At 33.8% G+C, this 18796-nt stretch carries 20 protein-coding genes; 13 read left to right on the top strand and 7 right to left on the bottom strand.

What is annotated here, in order from left to right; translation table 11 throughout:
• Positions 1-100 precede the first annotated feature (100 nt).
• The 9 genes from ACM55G_RS06755 (at position 101) to ACM55G_RS06715 (ending at position 8258) form a co-directional block, all read left to right on the top strand.
• A complete protein-coding gene (locus ACM55G_RS06755; protein ID WP_416843128.1) occupies positions 101-760 on the top strand; it encodes a TetR family transcriptional regulator C-terminal domain-containing protein in 660 nt (219 codons plus the stop codon).
• Positions 760-2067, top strand: coding sequence for an ABC1 kinase family protein (locus tag ACM55G_RS06750; protein WP_416843127.1), 1308 nt, complete (start codon positions 760-762; stop codon positions 2065-2067). The genes ACM55G_RS06755 and ACM55G_RS06750 overlap by 1 nt, the downstream gene beginning before the upstream one ends.
• Entirely contained in the window at positions 2067-2201 is a 135-nt protein-coding gene (locus tag ACM55G_RS06745) for a DUF2256 domain-containing protein (RefSeq protein WP_416843126.1), read from the top strand. Before ACM55G_RS06750 ends, ACM55G_RS06745 begins: the two co-directional genes overlap by 1 nt.
• Positions 2177-3481 carry a DASH family cryptochrome gene (locus tag ACM55G_RS06740; protein WP_416843125.1) on the top strand — a complete coding sequence of 435 codons (1305 nt, stop codon included), beginning with the start codon at positions 2177-2179 and terminating at the stop codon, positions 3479-3481. Before ACM55G_RS06745 ends, ACM55G_RS06740 begins: the two co-directional genes overlap by 25 nt.
• Before the next feature lie 6 nt (positions 3482-3487).
• On the top strand, positions 3488-4972 hold the full coding sequence (locus tag ACM55G_RS06735; RefSeq protein ID WP_416843123.1) for a cryptochrome/deoxyribodipyrimidine photo-lyase family protein: 1485 nt from the start codon (positions 3488-3490) through the stop codon (positions 4970-4972).
• A 49-nt stretch (positions 4973-5021) separates the two neighbouring features.
• On the top strand, positions 5022-5306 hold the full coding sequence (locus ACM55G_RS06730; RefSeq protein ID WP_416843122.1) for a TIGR03643 family protein: 285 nt from the start codon (positions 5022-5024) through the stop codon (positions 5304-5306).
• A 48-nt stretch (positions 5307-5354) separates the two neighbouring features.
• A complete protein-coding gene (locus ACM55G_RS06725) occupies positions 5355-6038 on the top strand; it encodes an SDR family NAD(P)-dependent oxidoreductase (protein WP_416843121.1) in 684 nt (227 codons plus the stop codon).
• Positions 6039-6076: 38 nt separating this feature from the next.
• Positions 6077-6688, top strand: coding sequence for a GTP cyclohydrolase I FolE (gene folE, locus ACM55G_RS06720; protein WP_416843120.1), 612 nt, complete (start codon positions 6077-6079; stop codon positions 6686-6688).
• 151 nt (positions 6689-6839) lie between these two features.
• Positions 6840-8258 carry an SDR family oxidoreductase gene (locus ACM55G_RS06715; RefSeq protein ID WP_416843202.1) on the top strand — a complete coding sequence of 473 codons (1419 nt, stop codon included), beginning with the start codon at positions 6840-6842 and terminating at the stop codon, positions 8256-8258.
• A gap of 45 nt (positions 8259-8303) precedes the next feature.
• Here the strand turns inward: ACM55G_RS06715 and ACM55G_RS06710 are convergent, their stop codons facing one another.
• The 7 genes from ACM55G_RS06710 to ACM55G_RS06680 all read right to left on the bottom strand — a co-directional run bounded on the left by ACM55G_RS06710 (position 8304) and on the right by ACM55G_RS06680 (position 14991).
• The gene (locus ACM55G_RS06710) at positions 8304-9599 is read right to left on the bottom strand and encodes a cryptochrome/photolyase family protein (RefSeq protein WP_416843119.1); all 1296 of its coding nucleotides are present in this window, start codon (positions 9597-9599) and stop codon (positions 8304-8306) included.
• Positions 9599-10060: an SRPBCC family protein gene (locus ACM55G_RS06705; RefSeq protein WP_416843118.1), complete on the bottom strand. Its 462-nt coding sequence runs from the start codon at positions 10058-10060 to the stop codon at positions 9599-9601. Before ACM55G_RS06705 ends, ACM55G_RS06710 begins: the two co-directional genes overlap by 1 nt.
• Before the next feature lie 161 nt (positions 10061-10221).
• A complete protein-coding gene (locus ACM55G_RS06700; RefSeq protein WP_416843117.1) occupies positions 10222-10662 on the bottom strand; it encodes a sterol desaturase family protein in 441 nt (146 codons plus the stop codon).
• A 47-nt stretch (positions 10663-10709) separates the two neighbouring features.
• Positions 10710-11549, bottom strand: coding sequence for a phytoene/squalene synthase family protein (locus ACM55G_RS06695; protein ID WP_416843116.1), 840 nt, complete (start codon positions 11547-11549; stop codon positions 10710-10712).
• A gap of 2 nt (positions 11550-11551) precedes the next feature.
• The gene (locus ACM55G_RS06690; protein ID WP_416843115.1) at positions 11552-13021 is read right to left on the bottom strand and encodes a phytoene desaturase family protein; all 1470 of its coding nucleotides are present in this window, start codon (positions 13019-13021) and stop codon (positions 11552-11554) included.
• A gap of 36 nt (positions 13022-13057) precedes the next feature.
• Positions 13058-13954, bottom strand: coding sequence for a MerR family transcriptional regulator (locus ACM55G_RS06685; RefSeq protein WP_416843114.1), 897 nt, complete (start codon positions 13952-13954; stop codon positions 13058-13060).
• Positions 13955-14028: 74 nt separating this feature from the next.
• A complete protein-coding gene (locus ACM55G_RS06680; RefSeq protein WP_416843113.1) occupies positions 14029-14991 on the bottom strand; it encodes an ion channel in 963 nt (320 codons plus the stop codon).
• Positions 14992-15192: 201 nt separating this feature from the next.
• Here ACM55G_RS06680 and ACM55G_RS06675 point away from each other — a divergent pair, with 201 nt between their 5' ends.
• From ACM55G_RS06675 to ACM55G_RS06660, 4 genes are all read left to right on the top strand, one after another.
• Positions 15193-16479: a serine hydrolase domain-containing protein gene (locus ACM55G_RS06675; protein ID WP_416843112.1), complete on the top strand. Its 1287-nt coding sequence runs from the start codon at positions 15193-15195 to the stop codon at positions 16477-16479.
• Positions 16480-16801: 322 nt separating this feature from the next.
• Positions 16802-17437, top strand: coding sequence for a phosphoribosyltransferase (locus ACM55G_RS06670; protein WP_416843111.1), 636 nt, complete (start codon positions 16802-16804; stop codon positions 17435-17437).
• A 40-nt stretch (positions 17438-17477) separates the two neighbouring features.
• Positions 17478-18119: a dienelactone hydrolase family protein gene (locus ACM55G_RS06665; RefSeq protein WP_416843110.1), complete on the top strand. Its 642-nt coding sequence runs from the start codon at positions 17478-17480 to the stop codon at positions 18117-18119.
• 111 nt (positions 18120-18230) lie between these two features.
• Positions 18231-18668, top strand: a complete 438-nt coding sequence (locus ACM55G_RS06660) for a VOC family protein (RefSeq protein ID WP_416843109.1) — start codon at positions 18231-18233, stop codon at positions 18666-18668.
• Positions 18669-18796 lie beyond the last annotated feature (128 nt).

The raw sequence follows: 18796 nt of genomic DNA, 5'->3' as shown, positions 1-18796 counted from the left end.
TTTTGAACAACAAAAACATTAACATTAATTTTTGTTTAACATTATTAGATTTTAGTTAAACATTCACTACCTTTATACTCTAATTTGAAATATATAAAAAATGGCTACTAAAAAATCAACAATAACAAGAGATAAAATAGTTTCTATGTATATGGATTATACATTGGAAAATAATGACAAACCGAAATCCGTTTATAATTTCACTAAACTGAATAACTTTTCAGAAGCTGAATTTTACAATTTTTTCGGAACCATGGAAAGTGTAGAAAAAGAAATCTTCAAAATATTTCTAGAAAAAACGGTCGAATTACTCGAAAAAGACCCAGATTATGAAGCCTATGATATGAAAAGTAAAATGCTGAGTTTTTACTTTACTTTCTTTGAATTATTAACTGCTAACAGAAGTTATGTAACCATGAGTTTGAAACAGCATGACAATGATTTGAAAAATTTAATGCAGCTCTCCAGTTTGAGAAACAGTTTCAAAAACTATGTCGCAGGAATAACTTCAGACGAATACCGAATCAAGCTGGAAAAGTTTCAAAACTTTCAGGAGAAAGCAATACAGGAAACTTCTTGGATACAACTTTTACTAACCATAAAATTTTGGTTGGATGATTCTTCTCCAGCTTTTGAAAAAACAGACTTATATATTGAAAAGTCAATAAAAGCAACATTTGAATTCATGAATATAGCACCCATTGACAGCTTAATCGATTTTGGGAAATTTATTTTCAAAGAAAAAATATACAACAAGTAATGAAAACAATAGACTACATCCCTACGTCAAAAATTGAAAGAGCAACTAAGTTGGTTCAAACGGGCGCAAAAGTTGGCGTAAATTATCTCAAATATTACGGAGAAAAAATGGTCAATTCTGATTTGACTCGTGATAAACTCAATGAAGATAACGCAGAAGATATCTACGATGGACTAAAAAGTTTGAAAGGCAGCGCGCTGAAAGTAGCACAAATGCTAAGCATGGACAAAAGCTTTTTGCCACAGGCTTACGTAGAAAAATTTTCGCTTTCACAGTTTTCCGTTCCGCCGCTTTCAGCGCCATTAGTACTGAAAACCTTTAAGAATAATTTTGGAAAAACACCTTATGAAATTTTTGATGAATTCAATGCGAATTCAGTTAATGCCGCAAGCATTGGACAAGTTCATCTTGCAGTAAAAAATGGCAAAAAACTGGCTGTTAAAATTCAATATCCAGGAGTAGCCAATAGTATTTCATCTGATTTAGCCTTGGTAAAACCAATCGCTATTAGAATGTTTAACCTTCAAGGAAAAGATTCTGACAAGTATTTCAAAGAAGTCGAAGACAAATTGATTGAGGAAACCAATTATTTATTGGAATTAAAACAAAGCCAAGAAGTCGCTGAAGCCTGCCAAAAAATTGAAAATTTACTTTTCCCAAATTACTATCCAAAATTTTCATCGGAGAAGATTATAACAATGGATTGGATGCAAGGAATTCATCTCTCTGAATTTACTGCTAAAAATGATAATCAAGAAATAGCGGACAAAGTTGGTCAGGCATTATGGGATTTCTACATGTACCAAATTCATATACTGAAAAAAGTTCATGCTGATCCGCATCCGGGAAATTTTTTAGTGAACGATGTAAACCAGTTAGTGGCACTTGATTTTGGTTGTATGAAACAAATCCCAAATGAGTTCTATATGCCTTATTTCGAATTAATAAACAAACAAGTTATTGATAACAAGAAACTTTTTAGCCAAAAATTATTTGAATTAGAAATCCTTAGAGTGGATGATTCCAAAGAGGAAGTGAAGTATTTTACTCAAATGTTTTACGATTTGTTATCCCTTTTCACCAAACCTTTTCAAACCGAAACATTTGATTTCTCGGACGCAGCATTTTTTGAAAGCATCGCACAATTAGGTGAACGATTCTCAAAAGACACTAATCTTAGAAAAATGAACGGAAATAGAGGTTCCAAACATTTTATTTATATGAACAGAACCTTTTTTGGATTATATAATTTGATGTTTGATTTGAAAACAAAAATTGTTGTCAATCAATACCAAAAATACAACTAGTGAAAAAAGAAAATCTGCCTTCAAAAATGTGCTTGGTTTGTAACCGAGCTTTTAGCTGGCGGAAAAAATGGGAAAAAGTTTGGAACGAAGTCAAATACTGTAGCGAAAAATGCAAAAGAAACAAAAAGGGTTAGTTTGGTTTAGAAATGATCTTAGAGTCAATGACAATGAATCATTGACAAATGCTATTGATGAAAATGATACCGTAATTGCGGTGTATTATTTTGATCCAAGACATTTTGAACAAATCAGATTTGGTTTTAAGAAAATAGAAAAATTTCGAGCTAAATTCCTAATTGAATCGGTAACCGCATTGAGACAAAATCTGGAGAAACTGAATATTTCGCTTTTGGTTTATCACCAAAAACCAGAAGATTCTATTCCCGAAATTATAGCTCAAAATGGAATTAGTTCCGTTTACTTCCAAGAAGAATGGACGAGTGAAGAAATGCAAGTTTTGGAAAATATAAAAGCTAAAGTTTCGGATTCAGTATCCTTCAAAGGGACTTACAATCAGTTCTTATTTCATCCTGCAACTATTCCGTTTGCTATTGCATCAATTCCAAATGTTTTTACACAATTCCGGAATCAATGTGAAAAATCAACAGCCGTCAAACCCGAATTTACAGTTCAACCATTGTCTAAAGAAAATTGGATCACAAACGAAACTGTAATTCCTAAAATGGAAACATTAGGATATGCTGATTTTGAAATGGATTCCAGAACGGCTTTTCCCTTTCGTGGTGGTGAAAACGAAGCGCTAAACCGACTTGAGCATTATTTTTGGGAAACCAAAAAACTAAGCGTTTACAAATTAACTCGGAATGGATTAATTGGAACTGATTTTAGTTCGAAATTTTCTGCTTGGTTGGCTAATGGTAGCATTTCGGCAAAAACTATTTATTGGGCGATCGTCAAATATGAGCAACAAATTGGAAAAAATGATTCGACCTATTGGTTGATTTTCGAACTGATTTGGAGGGATTATTTTAAATATGTTTCAATGAAAAACGGCATTTCTATTTTTAAAATTGGAGGAATTTTAGATAAAAAATACGATTGGAAAAACAATCCATCAGCCATAAACAAATGGATCCACGGCACGACAGAAGAGCCTTTTGTAAATGCCAACATGATTGAATTGGAACATACTGGCTGGATGAGCAATCGCGGCAGACAAAATGTAGCCTCTTATTTTGCAAAGAATCTTCTGCTAGACTGGCGCATTGGAGCTGCTTATTTTGAAGCGATGCTTATTGATTACGATGTACACAGCAATTACGGGAATTGGATGTATGTTTCAGGAGTTGGGAACGACCCAAGAGATCGAAAATTCAATATTAAATTACAAGCTGCCAATTACGACGGACAATCAAAATTCCAGAGATTATGGCTGCAACAACAATTATTTTAAAATTAAATGAATACAAACAAGAAACATATTAATGTGGTTTGGTTTAAAAGAGACCTTCGTTTACAGGATAACGAAGCGATTTTTAATGCAACAAAAACAGACACACCCACTTTGTTGCTTTATGTATTCGAAAAATCATTAGAAAACGATTCCCATTACAGTCCAAGACACTGGAATTTCATTAAGCAATCGCTTGTAGATATCAACAAACAGCTACAACAATCGAATACACATGTTTTAACGGTCTCCTCAGAAGTGCTGCAAGTATTCAATACCATACAAGAAACATATAAAATAGACACGGTTTTTTCACATCAAGAAACAGGTTTGAAAATCACTTATGAAAGAGATAAAACCTTCAAACGATTTTGTAAAAATAATCAAATCAATTGGGTTGAAAATACCAATAACGGTATTTTCAGGGCGTTGAAAAACAGAACGGATTGGGTTTCAAAATGGGAAAAATACATGAATGAGCCAACATTTATTTTTGATTTCAAGGCAGAAAATTTTCTTGATATTCAAGCAATAACCGAACTCGAAAAAGTATTAGAAAAAACAAGTCTTGAGACTTTTCCTGATGCTGTTTTTCAAAAAGGCGGTGTTACAATGGCGGGGAAGTATTTAGAATCCTTCTTTGACGCGCGTTATCATAATTATAGTTCCCATATTTCAAAACCTTTATTGGCTCGAAGAAGTTGCAGCAGATTATCCCCTTATATCGCTTGGGGAAACTTATCATCCAGACAAGTTTTGCAAAAAGCAGCCACGTTCAGATTGACGTGCAGTCACAAAAAACAAATCGATTCTTTTACATCCAGACTGACTTGGCAGGCACATTTCATACAAAAATTTGAAATGGAAGAAATCATGGAGTTTGAAAGTGTAAATAAAGGTTTTCATTCTTTGAAAAAGAAAATCAATGAAAATTATATTAGTGCTTGGAAAACAGGACAAACTGGCTTTCCATTAATTGATGCTTCGATGCGTTGCTTGAATGAAACCGGTTATTTAAACTTTAGAATGCGCGCAATGTTGGTATCCTTTTTTACGCATAATCTATGGCAGCCTTGGCAGGAATCCACACAACATTTATCCCAAATGTTCCTGGATTTTGAACCGGGAATTCATTTTCCTCAGTTGCAAATGCAGGCTGGTGAAACCGGGATCAATATGTTACGCATCTACAATCCAATAAAGAACAGCTACGAACACGATCCTGATGGTGAATTTATAAAAAAATGGGTGCCTGAATTGCGTAATTTACCACGAGCATTTGTACATGAACCTTATAAAATGACCTATTTAGATCAGAAATTTAATAATTTTGAAATAGGCATCAATTATCCGAAACCAATTGTAAATATGGAAAGAACGAGAAAATTTGCCAGTGATTTTTTATGGAAAATGAAGAAAAATCCATTGGTAGTAGAGGAAAGTTCCCGAATTTTAAAGTTACACACTATGGCTGATATTGGCGACAGTGAATAATACTTCAATACCCATTTAAAAATTAATAGTAATTTAACTAAAAAATATTGTGACTACAAAAAAAGAACTTACTGATTTAGACAAGGACCGAATCATAGAAATGGCTTGGGAAGACCGAACCACTTTTGATTCGATTTTAATGCAATTTGGATTAAAAGAACAAGAAGTAATCGACCTAATGCGCACCGAAATGAAAGCTTCTAGTTTTAGAATGTGGCGCGAAAGAGTACAAGGCCGTAAAACAAAACATGAAAAATTAAGGGATTTTCGGGAAGGTAGATTCAAATGTACCATGCAAAGACAAATTAACAATAACAAGATTTCTAAACGATAAAATTAGGTCTTAGTGAACAGTAATCAGCCAAAATAACAACATAAAAAAATGAAAAACATAATAATCATTGGTGGTAGTAAAGGAATTGGTAAGGCTATTTTGTTGCAACAATTAGAGACTAACTTGGTTTATAATATTAGCCGAAACGCACCAGAAATCACACATCCCAACCTGAAACACTTTTCTATAGATGTATTGCAGGATTCGCTACCAGAAATAGAAACTATTGACGCCTTGATTTATTGTCCGGGTTCCATCAATTTGAAACCTATAGGAAGTCTTAGCATAGATGATTTTAGAAATGATTTTGAAATTAATGTCATTGGCGCTGTTAAAGCCATTCAAAAATATTTACCTGTTTTAAAAAAGGGAACTAATCCATCGATTATTTTATTCAGCACGGTAGCTGCAAAATTAGGAATGCCGTTTCATGCCAGTATTGCTACTGCAAAATCAGGAGTTGAAGGATTAGTAAAATCGTTGGGAGCAGAATTGGCTTCGATAGTTCGCATCAATGCCATTGCTCCCACGATTACTGAAACATCTCTTTCGGCAAATATTTTGAGAAATGATCGAATGAAAGAAAACATGGTAGAACGCCACCCGATGAAAGGCTACTTGAAACCGGAAGAAGTAGCTGGTATGGCAGAGTTCTTGATTTCGGAAAATGCAAAATCAATTTCAGGTCAGGTATTTGAGATGGATTATGGAATTGTAACTTTTAAAATCTAAAAATAATTAACTATATTTAAAATTCAAGATAAAATAAGATGATCAAAGAAATGAAAAGTTACGAGAAAATTGAACAATACGACCCGGAAATAACCGAAGTATTAGCGGATAATTATAGAGTAATAATTGAAAATTTAGGGGAAGACGTTAACCGAGAAGGACTTGAAAAAACACCGGAACGCGTAGCCAAAGCGATGCAATATTTGACTCACGGTTACGGACTTGATCCTTTGGAAATACTAAAATCAGCTATGTTTACTGAAGACCATAAACAAATGATTGTGGTAAAAGACATCGAAGTATATTCAATGTGTGAACACCACATGTTACCGTTTTTTGGAAAAGCACACGTAGCTTATATCCCAAATGGTAAAATTGTAGGTTTAAGTAAAATCCCAAGAGTTGTGGATGCTTTTGCCAGAAGAATGCAGGTACAGGAAAGATTGACAGACCAGATTAAAAATTGCATTCAGGACGCTTTGAATCCACTTGGTGTAGCCGTAGTGATTGAAGCCCAACACATGTGCATGCAAATGCGGGGCATTCAAAAACAAAACTCTGTTACAACAACATCGTCTTTTACAGGTGCTTTCGAAAAAGACAAAACCAGAAAAGAATTCATAAGCTTAGTTTCAAATAAATTGAGTTAGTTTTGGTTTAAAAACAGTAATACAACGATTTTTACAACTAACAAAACGGATTAAAAATTGTCACAAAGGCCTAAAGACTCCAAGGAAAAACTTGATCAATTAACCAATAAACTTAGTCTTTAAAGCCTTAGCGGAAAAAAAATACAAAATGATAAAAATTCTCTTAACAGGTGCTACAGGTTATATCGGGAAACGACTTTTACCTATTTTGGTTGAACAAGGTCATGAAGTAATCTGTTGTGTGAGGGACAAAAACAGGTTTTATTGTCCTGTAGAATTTAAAAAAAGTGTTACTGTAATTGAAGTCGATTTTTTGAAACAAGAAACATTGGCAAACATTCCAAATGCAATTGATGCCGCTTATTATTTGATTCATTCCATGTCAGGATCCGCTGATAATTTTGATGAATTAGAAAGGGTATCGGCACTAAATTTTGTGCAACGATTGAATGAAACCACAGCGAAACAAGTCATTTATTTAAGTGGAATTATAAATGACAAATCATTATCCAAACACTTATCCTCCCGAAAAAAGGTAGAAGAAATTTTAAACACAGGAACTTTTGCGACCACTACCCTGAGAGCTGGAATTATTGTAGGTTCCGGGAGTGCTTCGTTTGAAATCATTCGGGATTTAGTGAATAAACTTCCCATAATGATTGCTCCAAAATGGCTCAATACTAAATGCCAGCCCATTGCGATTCCAGATGTACTCGATTTTTTATCCAAATCATTATTAAATCCAGTCACTTACAATCAGAGTTTTGACATTGGCGGACCGGATATTTTAACGTATAAAGAAATGCTTTTGGGTTTTGCGGAAGCTAAAAAACTAAAGCGATGGATTTTTACTGTTCCCATAATGACGCCAAAATTATCTTCCTATTGGCTGTATTTTGTAACCTCAACATCCTATAGACTCGCGTCGGCACTGGTGAGCAGCATGAAAGTCGAAGTAGTTTGCAGTGATAACAGAATCAATTCTTTATTGAATGTTACACCAATGTCCTATAAACAAGCGCTTTCACGTGCTTTGATAAAAGTAGACGAAGATAAAGTAGCTTCGAGCTGGAAAGATTCCTTAGTCAGCGGACGTTTTAGCAGCAATATGTCGGAATATTTAAAGGTTCCAAAAAAGGATTGCTACATCGACCGACGTAAAATGGAAATCATAGACAGAGATTTTACCATGAATAGAATTTGGTCTATAGGTGGCGATACTGGTTGGTATTATGGTGATTGGCTTTGGAACTTACGCGGTTTTATAGACAAATTGTACGGCGGTGTAGGCTCCAGAAGAGGCCGAACAAACCGGCACGATATTCATTCTGGTGATGCTTTAGATTTTTGGCGCGTTTTGTATGCCAATAAAGAAGAGGGAAAACTAATCTTATTTGCCGAAATGAAATTACCAGGTGAAGCTTGGCTCGAATTTAAAATTATAAACAACACACTATATCAATCAGCTACTTTTAGACCTAAAGGAATTTGGGGTAAATTATATTGGTATTCTGTTTTGCCTTTTCACGGATTTATTTTTGAGGGAATGTTGAAGAAATTGATTCAATAATCTTTTTAACCTAAAAGCTTACATGACTTATATGTTACATTTCTTTTACTTCAAAATCCCGGCTTTATAAGTAGCAATCGCTCGGTCTCTAGCCATAGCGTGCTCTACCATTGGTTTTCCATATCCTAAATCAAATTCCGAAATCCATTTTCGGATGTAAATTCCTTTTTCGTCGAATTTTTTTTGTTGAATCTCCGGATTGAAAACACGAAAATAAGGAGCTGCATCACAACCGGTTCCTGCAGCCCATTGCCAGTTTCCAACATTGGCAGATAATTCATAATCCAATAATTTTTGGGCAAAATAGGCTTCGCCCCATTGCCATTGAATCAATAAATGCTTACAGAGAAAACTCGCTACGACCATACGAACTCTGTTGTGCATGTATCCGGTTTCATTTAGTTGACGCATTCCGGCATCGACCATAGGATAACCAGTAGTTCCCGAGCACCAGCGCTTGAAATCTTCTTCGTTATTGCGCCACTGAATCCCATCATATGCCGCTTTGAAGTTCTGGGTTACGACTTTTGGAAAACTAAATAATATTTGCATAAAAAATTCTCTCCAAATCAACTCGCTCAAAAAAACATCGTTTTTATGAAATGCCCAATTGACTAATTTCCGAGTGCTTACTGTTCCAAAACGAAGATGTGGTGAAAGATAGGAAGTTTGATCCAAAGCAGGAAAATCTCTTATATCTTGATAATTTGCTATGAATTTTAAATTGTGAGGCTTGACTTTTATTGGACTTTCTTCGAAACCTATATGTTCCAAAGTTGGTAAAGCAAAGTTACTTTTGTAGAAATTAGTAAACATATCCGTGGCATCGTATTCTTTAACCGGAGCCATTGATTTGTATTTTTCTAACCATTTATTTTTAAAAGGAGTATAAACCGTGTAAGGCAATCCATCGGCTTTTGTAATCTCTTTTTCTTCGAAAATCACTTGATCTTTAAAAGAACTAGAGATCGTATTGTTTGCTTTCAATACCTCACAAATGGCTCTATCTCGTTGAATTGCATACGGTTCGTAATCTTTGTTGAAGAAGACTGCTGCGACATCAAATTCTTCTAAAAGTGATTGCCAAACGTCAATAGTTTTTCCTTTTTTAATTAAAAGCGAGCTTCCTATTTCCCTTAATTGTGTATTTATTTTCGAAAGTGATTCGTGAATGAAACTTACTCTAGCATCGTTTTTTGGTAAACTATCTAAAATGGTATCATCAAAAATAAACAAGGGAATCACCGGATATTTAGATTTCAAAGCATGGAATAAACCAATGTTATCTTCTAAACGTAAATCACGTCTGAACCAAAAAAACGATACTTCTTGTTTCACCATTATTTAGAATTAAACATTTGGTCAACCACAACACGTCTGTGATCAAAAATAGCTTTCAATTTATTTTTTACGACAAGTGTATTCATAATTCGGCCAATGAAACCCAAAGGCAACGCATAATGAACTAAATCGGTCATTTTTACTCCGTTTTCAGTAGCTTCAAAAAAATGTTTGTGATGCCACAATGCATAAGGTCCAAAACGCTGTTCGTCAATAAAATAGCTATTCTCTTTTACGAATGTGATTTCGGTTACCCACGGCAATTTAAAACCTAAAAGTGGAGACACTTTGTATTGTATTATTTGCCCTGCGTACATGGATTTATTATCGAAATCAGTGATTTCAAAACCCATTGTTTTGGGTGTGATTTTTTGAAGATTACTTGGACTGGAAAAAAAAGCCCAACATTCTTCTAAACTTGCATTTACATACTGAACGGATTCTTTTTTATAGAGTTTCATCTGTGGTCTTTGTTATTTTTAATCGGAAATTAAATAAAATACTGGTTGCGTGAGGGATGACAGTGGAGCTCTTTTTATAGATGGCTTTTTGGCCAGCTATAAAAAAACGGGAACGTACAGCCCGACCCGATTTTTCAGCGGGTCACGCCCAAATAATATTATTATATTTTATAGTATTTGAAAGGAACAAATAACATTCCGAAACACTCGCCATGTTCCTTACCCAAATGTTTGTGGTGTACTTTGTGCGCTTTTCGCAAGCCTATTATATACTTGTTATTCGTGTTTTTGAACCACTTAAATCGTTGATGAATTATTACATCATGAATCATGAAATAACAAAATCCGTAAAATGTGATTCCGAGTCCAATAAAAAACAAATAGTTCATTCCTCCTTGTACTCCAAAGTAAAAAAGAACGATGCTTGGAACGGCAAAAATCACAAAGAAAATATCATTTCGTTCAAAAACATTCGCGTATTTCGGTTGATGATGATCAGCATGAAAATACCACATCAAACCGTGCATAACATACTTATGTGTAAGCCATGTGACACATTCCATGAAGAGAAAAACGCTTAAAAAGATAAAAAAAGAAATCATTATTTTGTTATTTATTTAAAATATAAGTTTTAAAAGCAAGCACTGTTTTATACTAATTTCAACTTGTAAGTTACAAAAGATTGCGCCAATAACCCCGCTTTGGTATAATTAGAAACCCGAATTCTTGCGTTACCAATTTCATGGCAAGGTGTGTTTTCAAGTTTTTTCAATAGTTTTTTATAATAGACAAATGCGGTGTAAACTCCAAATTTAGCTTCAATAGGAAGTTTCAAAATTCCTTGATACGCCACATTAAAATCTTCCTGAATTTCCTTTATAATCATTTTTTTGGCATTTTCATCGAATGAATTCAAATCGACTCCAGGAAAATAATTTCGGTTCAAAACTAGGTTATCGTCCTTCAAATCTCTTAAAAAATTTACTTTCTGAAAAGCAGAACCCAATCGCATGGCTTCGTCTTTCAACTGTTCGTATTTTTGTTCTTTTCCGGCTACAAAAACTTTAAGACACATTAATCCAACCACATCAGCGGAACCATAAATGTATTCATCATATTCTGCTTTACTATTGTAATCTGATTTCACTAAATCTAATTTCATACTTTTCAAAAAAGATTGAATCAAGTCGTCCGTAATATTGTATTTCTTTACCGTATGCTGAAAAGAGTTTAAAATCGGGTTCAGACTTACACCAGAATTATACGATTTGTAATATTCTTTTTCGAAATCATTAATCAATTCTTTTTTATCAAAACCGTGAAATGAATCTACAATTTCGTCCGCAAAACGAACAAAACCATAAATACTGTATATCGCATCCCTAATGATTGGCGAAAGCATGTATACCGCCAATGAAAATGAAGTACTGTAGTTTTTGGTAACCAGTTTACTGCATTTGAAAGATACGTCATCAAATAATTGCTTCATTGTTATTGTTCTAAAAATTGTTTGTTTATTAACTCTGACACTAGTTTCCCTGAAATTAATGCTGGCGGAACACCTGGTCCCGGAACGGTTAATTGACCCGTAAAATATAGATTCTTTACTTTTTTACTTTTTAATTTCGGTCTTAAAAAAGCGGTTTGCAATAAAGTATTCGCCATTCCGTATGCATTTCCTTTATACGAATTGTACTCTGAGACAAAATCATTTTTACAGAAAGATTGCTTAAATATAATATTATTTTTTACACTTTGTTTAGTTAAAATTTCAAAGCGATCTATTATTTTATTAAAATATGCTTCTCGCAATTCATCTGTATCAGTTATTCCAGGTGCTAATGGAACAAGAAAAAATCCAGTTTCCATTCCTTCAGGAGCAGCAGTTGTATCAGTCAACGAAGGAAAGTTTGCATAAAACAAAGGTTCCTTTGGCCACTGAGGTTCATCATAAATATCCTTGGCATGCTGATAAAAATCAACATCAAAAAACAAGGCATGATGCGATATATTTTCTATTTTTTTATCAAACCCAACGTAAAATAATAATGATGAAGGCGCAAAAACACGATTATCCCAATATTTCTCGGAGTACGCTCGATGTTCCTTATCCAGTAACGTTTCGGTGTGATGATAATCCGCTCCACTCAAAATCAAATCGGACTCAATCGTTTCGCCATTCACAACTATCGCTTTTGCCGTTTTATTCTCAACGATTATCTTTTCAATATTTGAATTTGTGTGAAACGTAACTTTTAATTCTCTTGCTAAACTTTCCATCGCACGAACGACATCAAACATTCCTGTTTTTGGATGCCATGTTCCAAGGCCAAAATCGGCATAATTCATAAAACTATAAAACGATGGTGTATCAGAGGGTTTTGCTCCAAGAAATAATACCGGAAATTCTAATATTTGAATTAAACGTTCATTTTTGAATTTCTTACGAACCTCTTTACTGATATTACTAAAAAACTGCCCTACTTTCAAAGCGGTTTGCTTAGTTACTAATTCCAATGGTGATACCCCGGGACGATACACTAAATCTTTAATCGCAATGTCATAATTGCTTTTGGCTTCGGCCATAAATTCATTTAGTATTTTACCACTCCCTTTTTCAATAGCTTCAAAAGCAAATATAATATCAGGCAAATTATCTGCAATTGCGATAAAATCATCTATACCGTAATATACTCGATATGCCGGAGATAGTTTAATGAGCTCATAGTAATCAGTTGTTTTTTTGTTAAAATCAGCAAAAAAACGTTCAAATACATCAGGCATCCAATACCAACTCGGTCCCATATCAAACGTAAACCCCTCTCTTTTTAATTGCCTGGCTCTTCCGCCGATAGTATCATTTTTTTCGAAAACACTAACTTGATGGCCACTTTTTGCCAAATAACAAGATGCTGCTAAAGCTGAAAATCCCGAACCTATAATTGTAATTTTTTTCTTCATTTGTTTACCAAATATACATAAATATTAAACAAAAAATTAAATTTGGGCTATTAATTCTGAAATGGAATCGAAAATTAAAATTTTATCAGTAATTTCTTCTTTTTTAATGAATTCGACCAACCTACCAATGAACCATAACTCAGTGTTATCGTCTACTAATTCATCAGTCATTTTAGTCACATAATCATTTATGGAATCTTTATCCGGCTGAACGGTTAAGTAGGATATGAAAACAATCGAATTGAAATGTTTCTTTAAATCTTTCAAATTTTCAATTGGCATGCTTTCTCCCAAATAAATCGTTTTATATCCATTCAAAAGGATTTCATAATTTAAATACATCAATCCTAATTCATGTATTTCATTCATAGGAAGAGACAAAACAAATACCTTGTCAAATTTGGTTTGTTTCAAAACCTGCAATTTTTCAGTATTAACCAATAGTTTTTGCTTGATCAAATAACTGATAAAATGCTCGTGTGCTGGAGTAATTGTATCAGACTGCCATAGCAATCCTAACTCATTCATCAAAGGAATAAAAACCTGATGGAAGATTTCTTTGAAAGATTTTTCGGCAATCAACCAATTGTAAGTATTAAAAAACAACTCCTGATCAAAGTTCATCATTGCCATTTTAAAAGCACTGATAGCATGATTTTTTGCGTTTTTTGTAGAAATAATTTCTCTTACAAGAGACGGTATTTTTTCTTGGGGATAAGTGGCGATTTTTGAAATTTTATAACCATAATCATGTAATAAAGTAATATTTAAAAGCTTTTGCAAACTAGCCAAATCATACAACCGAATGTTAGTATCCGTGCGCATCGGCTGAAGTATATCGTACCTTTTTTCCCAGATTCGTATAGTATGCGCTTTTATTCCAGAAAGATTTTCAAGGTCTTTAATACTGAAAATACTTTTTATATTGTTCATTGTTTATCTAAATTTAATAAACAAATGTAAAATATTTTTCTTTATAAATTTGAAATAATCTGAAAACAATTGTTTTATTCTAAAGTGACGGTGTTAAACGTATCCAATTTATCTAAATTCAGGATCGTTTTAGAATTATCAGTGCTTCGGGCATACATCGGTTCAAATTTTGCTCCATACACAACCTCATCAAAAGTATACGACGTTCGAATTGCAACCGTATTACTGAACATATCATCAAAGGTTTTTATAAAAACAAGGATTTCGCCGTGAATATTTTCAAAATCTTCTTTAGTAAAGTTATAAAGCGGACTGTTTTCGGTAATTGGGTGAACCAAAGTCCAGCTTAAAGTTAAAGCATTTATTTTATCCAATTCTAATTCCAAAGAATAGAAATTATTAGTCCTTATACCATTTTCTTCAATGCTCATTCCAAGAGTCATTTTGGCTTCAGCATCAGTAAAATTTGTATTTTTAAAAGGTGAAGTTCTAATCATTAAACCCTTGATTTCTCCATAAGGTGAAATCAAGGCATTATGCGAAAATTTTAAAAATGCTGTCGGTTTACTAAATCGCCCGAAGAATAAACCCGTGGCAATAGCAAAACTCAACAACCCAATTAAAGCTTCGGCAGCAGAAACAAGACTTGCCATAAACCCTGACGGACTAATATGCCCATACCCTACAGTGGTAAAAGTTTGAGCACTAAAAAAATAAGCTTGACCAAACTGTACCCAATTTGATCCTGAGGAATCAATACCATTTAAATACTCAATACCGATAGCATAATAGATTGAGGCAAACAAAAAATTAATTCCAACATAAAATAACAATAGAATTGACATGAATTTCCAACGCGGCAAATCAATCATTGTATGATACCAACTGATACGATGTAAAAAATGAATTCCCCGTTTCTCTATATTAGCTGTCCCGTTTTTATTAATAAAACGACCGCCATAACTATTCGCATTCGTCCCAAAGCCAGTATTTTTATCTGCTTTAGCTGATCTATTGATATTTTTCAAAGAGGCCATTTTATTTCAATTATTTGTGAGGTAAAAATAGCTAAAAAAACAGTTTTAAATTTTACTTTATTGAAGGATATTTTTAGGATTTCAAGTTTAAAACAACTTATCAATCCTATTTTTACTAAAATATTAACTAAAAAATAATTAGTATTTTAGCCATCAATTCTTTTCTTATTCGAACAAAAAACAAACTAAACTAGATAATTTATGAAAAATCTGTTCTTTCTCCTCTTCAGTATTTACACCCTATCGGCTTTTGCACAAACAACTACAATTAAAAAATCTCCTTTACTTGGGGAATCGTCTGCTAAAAGCGTTGGAATGTCCGAAGAAAGACTAGCAAGAATTGATGCTATGTGCAAAGAAGCAATAGAAAAACATGAAATTCCTGGAGCTGTTGTCCTAGTGGCAAGAAACGGAAAAATTGTGTACTACAAAGCCTTTGGAATGGCTGATAATGAATCTGGAAAAGAATTAAAACGCGACGCTATTTTTAGAATTGCTTCTCAAACAAAAGCCATTACCGCTACTGCAATTATGATGTTATGGGAAGAAGGGAAATTCAAATTGGACGACCCCATTTCAAAATATATCCCAGAATTTAAAAACGAACAGGTTTTAGACACTCTGTATGAAAACGGTACCTATAAAACTATCCCTGCCAAAAATCCAATTACCATAAGACATCTTTTAACACATACTTCCGGAATTGGCTATGGTGCAATTGACAGTGACGTTCGCTTTAAAAGGATATATAAAAATGCCGGAATAACCGATTTGTTTACTACCGAAAACATTAGTATTGAAGAAAGCATAAAAAAACTGGCGAAACTTCCTTTACACCATAATCCTGGTGAAAAATTCACTTATAGCGAAGGCCTTGATGTAGTAGGTTATCTTATAGAAATAATTTCAGGAATGCCGCTTGATCAATTTTACAAAACAAGAATTTTTGACCCGCTGGAAATGAACGATACCCGATTCTATCTTCCCGAGTCAAAACACAATCGCATGGTTTCGATTCAGAAAAAAGAAAATGGAAATTGGATTAAGTTTCCTACCACATTTTATGACCCTAATTATCCATTAAAGGGAGCGCAACGCTTTTTCTCTGGAGGGGCTGGTTTATCAAGTACCGCTAAAGATTACGCAACTTTTCTTCAAATGTATTTGAATAATGGAGAATTAAACGGTATCCGTCTACTAAGCAGAACTACAGTCGAATTGATGATGAAAAATCAAATCGGTAATTTACGAGGAGACACTGGAGCCTATCATGGCTTGGCTTTTGAAGTTATTGATGAAAAAGGCGAAAACATGGGAGGTAGAAACAGTAAGGGCACATTTGGATGGGGAGGATACTTCAACACCCAATATTTCGCAGATCCAAAAGAAAATATTATCGGAATCATATTGAAGCAAACACAAGAAGCCAATACGGATTCTACAGGTTGGAAATTTCGTCAATTAGTTGGCCAATCTATTGATGATTAATATAAATTGAATTAAAAAACTAAATAATGCTTTTTAGTATTCGCTCCTAATACAAAAGCCTTTGTAAAAAGAACCTCGTTCAATTTTTAACGAGGTTTCTTTTTACTTTCAAATCGCTTCTTAATTTGTTCAATCCTTTTTTGAGTTCAACTCTTTTATTTACAAATCCCTTATGCAATGATTTTTTTGGGGCTTTTTATCAAACCCAACAAAAATATAATTTGGTATTTTACCTCCTAAAATAAAATTCACCAAAATAAATCAAACTAACTGAAAATCAGTACCTTTATATTCTATATTTTTTTATTTAAAACTAAATGTTATGTATAACGAGATGTTTAAAGATAGAATTGAAGCGGGTTTAATGCTTTCAAAAAAATTAAAAAAATATCAGAAAACCAATACCGTAGTTCTTGCTGTTCCCAGAGGCGGAGTGCCTATGGGTTATATAATTGCCAAAAGGTTACATCTTCCTTTAGACATTGTGTTCTCCAAAAAGATTGGACATCCTTATAACAAGGAATTTGCAATAGGTGCCGTATCATTAGATTCCACGATTATTGATGAGCATCATGGTATTTCCAATGAATATATCGAAGAAGCGATTGTCAGACTCCGAAAATTAATGCGGAAAAAATATGTACTCTATATGGGCAATCGTGAACCTATTGATATCAAAGGGAAAAACATAATTGTAGTAGATGATGGTATTGCAACCGGAAATACTTTGCTGGTCAGCATAAGTATGTTGCGAAAAAGAAACCCTGCAAAAATTATTGTTGCAGTACCGGTTTTACCTCGTGAGACTGTAGCCATATTTGAGAAAAATGCAGATGAGTTTATCTACCTGATTGCCTCCAAATCTTTTAAAGGTGTAGGCGGATTTTACAAAGAATTTGACCAAGTCGAAGATGACGAAGTTATTAAAATATTGAGTGTTTCAAGCCCTATTGAATAGCATTACAAATCTACTATTGTTTATTTTAAAAAAATCAATCATGGAGAAATTAGATTTGGACATCCCTTTGTCATCTGTAACATTGAAAGGGGATTTAGTAATTCCAGAAAACGCAATTGGGATTATTGTTTTTTCACACGGTAGTGGCAGCAGCAGGTTCAGTGTGATAGCAGAACTCCTTCAGCAAAAAAAAATAGGCACGTTCCTCTTTGACTTACTTACCGAAGAAGAAGATGGTATTTACGAAAACCGGTTTAATATCGATTTACTCACCAACCGACTAATAGAAACTACTTTATGGCTTATGGGTTGTAAAGGCGCAAAAAACATAACCATAGGCTACTTTGGAGCAAGTACCGGAGCTGCATCAGCATTAGGAGCTGCAGCCCATTTTGGAGAAAGAATAAAGGCCGTGGTATCACGCGGAGGACGTCCTGATTTAGCAATTACTGAATTGCCATTAGTAACCGCTCCCACACTACTCATTGTGGGTGGTGAAGATGTTCCAGTTATTGGGATGAACAAAATGGCTTATGACCAATTGCAATCAATAAAAGAAATGAAAATAATTCCCGGAGCGACCCATTTATTTGAAGAACCAGAAAAATTACAGGAAGTAGCTGATTTAGCGATTGTTTGGTACAAAAGATATTTAACAAAAGAAAACCAGTTAATCCTGTGATGCTTGTCCTAAAATCAAACTTATATTTCAATTCAGTTGAAACCCTTTTACTCGTCTTTCTGATTATTACATTGAAATCAAACCAATCGATAACATTTAAATAGAAGTATCATGGCAACAGTAAACTCATACATCACCTATAATGGAAATTGCGAAGAAGCATTCCATTTTTACAAATCGGTTTTTGGTGGTGAATTCTCCTATTTTGGAAAATTTAAAAATATGCCAATACTAGAGGGAAAAACCTGCCCTCCGGGAGATGCCGAAAAAATAATGCATGTTTCGCTACCCATTAGTACAGAAACAGCTATAATGGGAAGTGACATTTTCGAATCCTTTGGAGCTAAAACTGTTTATGGGAATAATTTTTCGGTTTCCATTAATGCAGAAAGTAAAGAAGAAGCCGATAAACTCTACGATGCGCTTTCAATAGGTGGAAAAGTGGGAATGCCCATGGAAGATGCTTTTTGGGGAGGCTATTTTGGAACATTCACAGATAAATTTGGAGTGAAGTGGATGGTGAATTTTGAGAAAAACCAAGGAGAATAAAAACCAAATGCAATTAATATATCACATGAAAAGACCCTTAATTAGGGCTTTTTTATTATTGATACAACATAAATTCAAATTTACATGCTCAAATACACATCGCTTGTGGCTTCAGAAATAATAAAAAA

The sequence above is a fragment of the Flavobacterium algoriphilum genome (assembly GCF_048158655.1).
Classification (GTDB): domain Bacteria; phylum Bacteroidota; class Bacteroidia; order Flavobacteriales; family Flavobacteriaceae; genus Flavobacterium; species Flavobacterium algoriphilum.
The sequence above is the reverse complement of the archived record's forward strand: the minus strand, read 5'-3'. Positions and strand labels throughout refer to the sequence as shown.

Bases quoted from the DNA above. Each gene is read 5' to 3' on its own strand.
- ACM55G_RS06755 (WP_416843128.1), top strand. From the start codon at position 101: ATGGCTACTAAAAAATCAACAATAACAAGAGATAAAATAGTTTCTATG.
- ACM55G_RS06750 (WP_416843127.1), top strand. From the start codon at position 760: ATGAAAACAATAGACTACATCCCTACGTCAAAAATTGAAAGAGCAACT.
- ACM55G_RS06740 (WP_416843125.1), top strand. From the start codon at position 2,177: ATGCAAAAGAAACAAAAAGGGTTAGTTTGGTTTAGAAATGATCTTAGA.
- ACM55G_RS06735 (WP_416843123.1), top strand. From the start codon at position 3,488: ATGAATACAAACAAGAAACATATTAATGTGGTTTGGTTTAAAAGAGAC.
- ACM55G_RS06725 (WP_416843121.1), top strand. From the start codon at position 5,355: ATGAAAAACATAATAATCATTGGTGGTAGTAAAGGAATTGGTAAGGCT.
- folE (WP_416843120.1), top strand. From the start codon at position 6,077: ATGATCAAAGAAATGAAAAGTTACGAGAAAATTGAACAATACGACCCG.
- ACM55G_RS06710 (WP_416843119.1), bottom strand. From the start codon at position 9,599: ATGGTGAAACAAGAAGTATCGTTTTTTTGGTTCAGACGTGATTTACGT.
- ACM55G_RS06705 (WP_416843118.1), bottom strand. From the start codon at position 10,060: ATGAAACTCTATAAAAAAGAATCCGTTCAGTATGTAAATGCAAGTTTA.
- ACM55G_RS06700 (WP_416843117.1), bottom strand. From the start codon at position 10,662: ATGATTTCTTTTTTTATCTTTTTAAGCGTTTTTCTCTTCATGGAATGT.
- ACM55G_RS06695 (WP_416843116.1), bottom strand. From the start codon at position 11,549: ATGAAGCAATTATTTGATGACGTATCTTTCAAATGCAGTAAACTGGTT.
- ACM55G_RS06690 (WP_416843115.1), bottom strand. From the start codon at position 13,021: ATGAAGAAAAAAATTACAATTATAGGTTCGGGATTTTCAGCTTTAGCA.
- ACM55G_RS06685 (WP_416843114.1), bottom strand. From the start codon at position 13,954: ATGAACAATATAAAAAGTATTTTCAGTATTAAAGACCTTGAAAATCTT.
- ACM55G_RS06680 (WP_416843113.1), bottom strand. From the start codon at position 14,991: ATGGCCTCTTTGAAAAATATCAATAGATCAGCTAAAGCAGATAAAAAT.
- ACM55G_RS06675 (WP_416843112.1), top strand. From the start codon at position 15,193: ATGAAAAATCTGTTCTTTCTCCTCTTCAGTATTTACACCCTATCGGCT.
- ACM55G_RS06670 (WP_416843111.1), top strand. From the start codon at position 16,802: ATGTATAACGAGATGTTTAAAGATAGAATTGAAGCGGGTTTAATGCTT.
- ACM55G_RS06665 (WP_416843110.1), top strand. From the start codon at position 17,478: ATGGAGAAATTAGATTTGGACATCCCTTTGTCATCTGTAACATTGAAA.
- ACM55G_RS06660 (WP_416843109.1), top strand. From the start codon at position 18,231: ATGGCAACAGTAAACTCATACATCACCTATAATGGAAATTGCGAAGAA.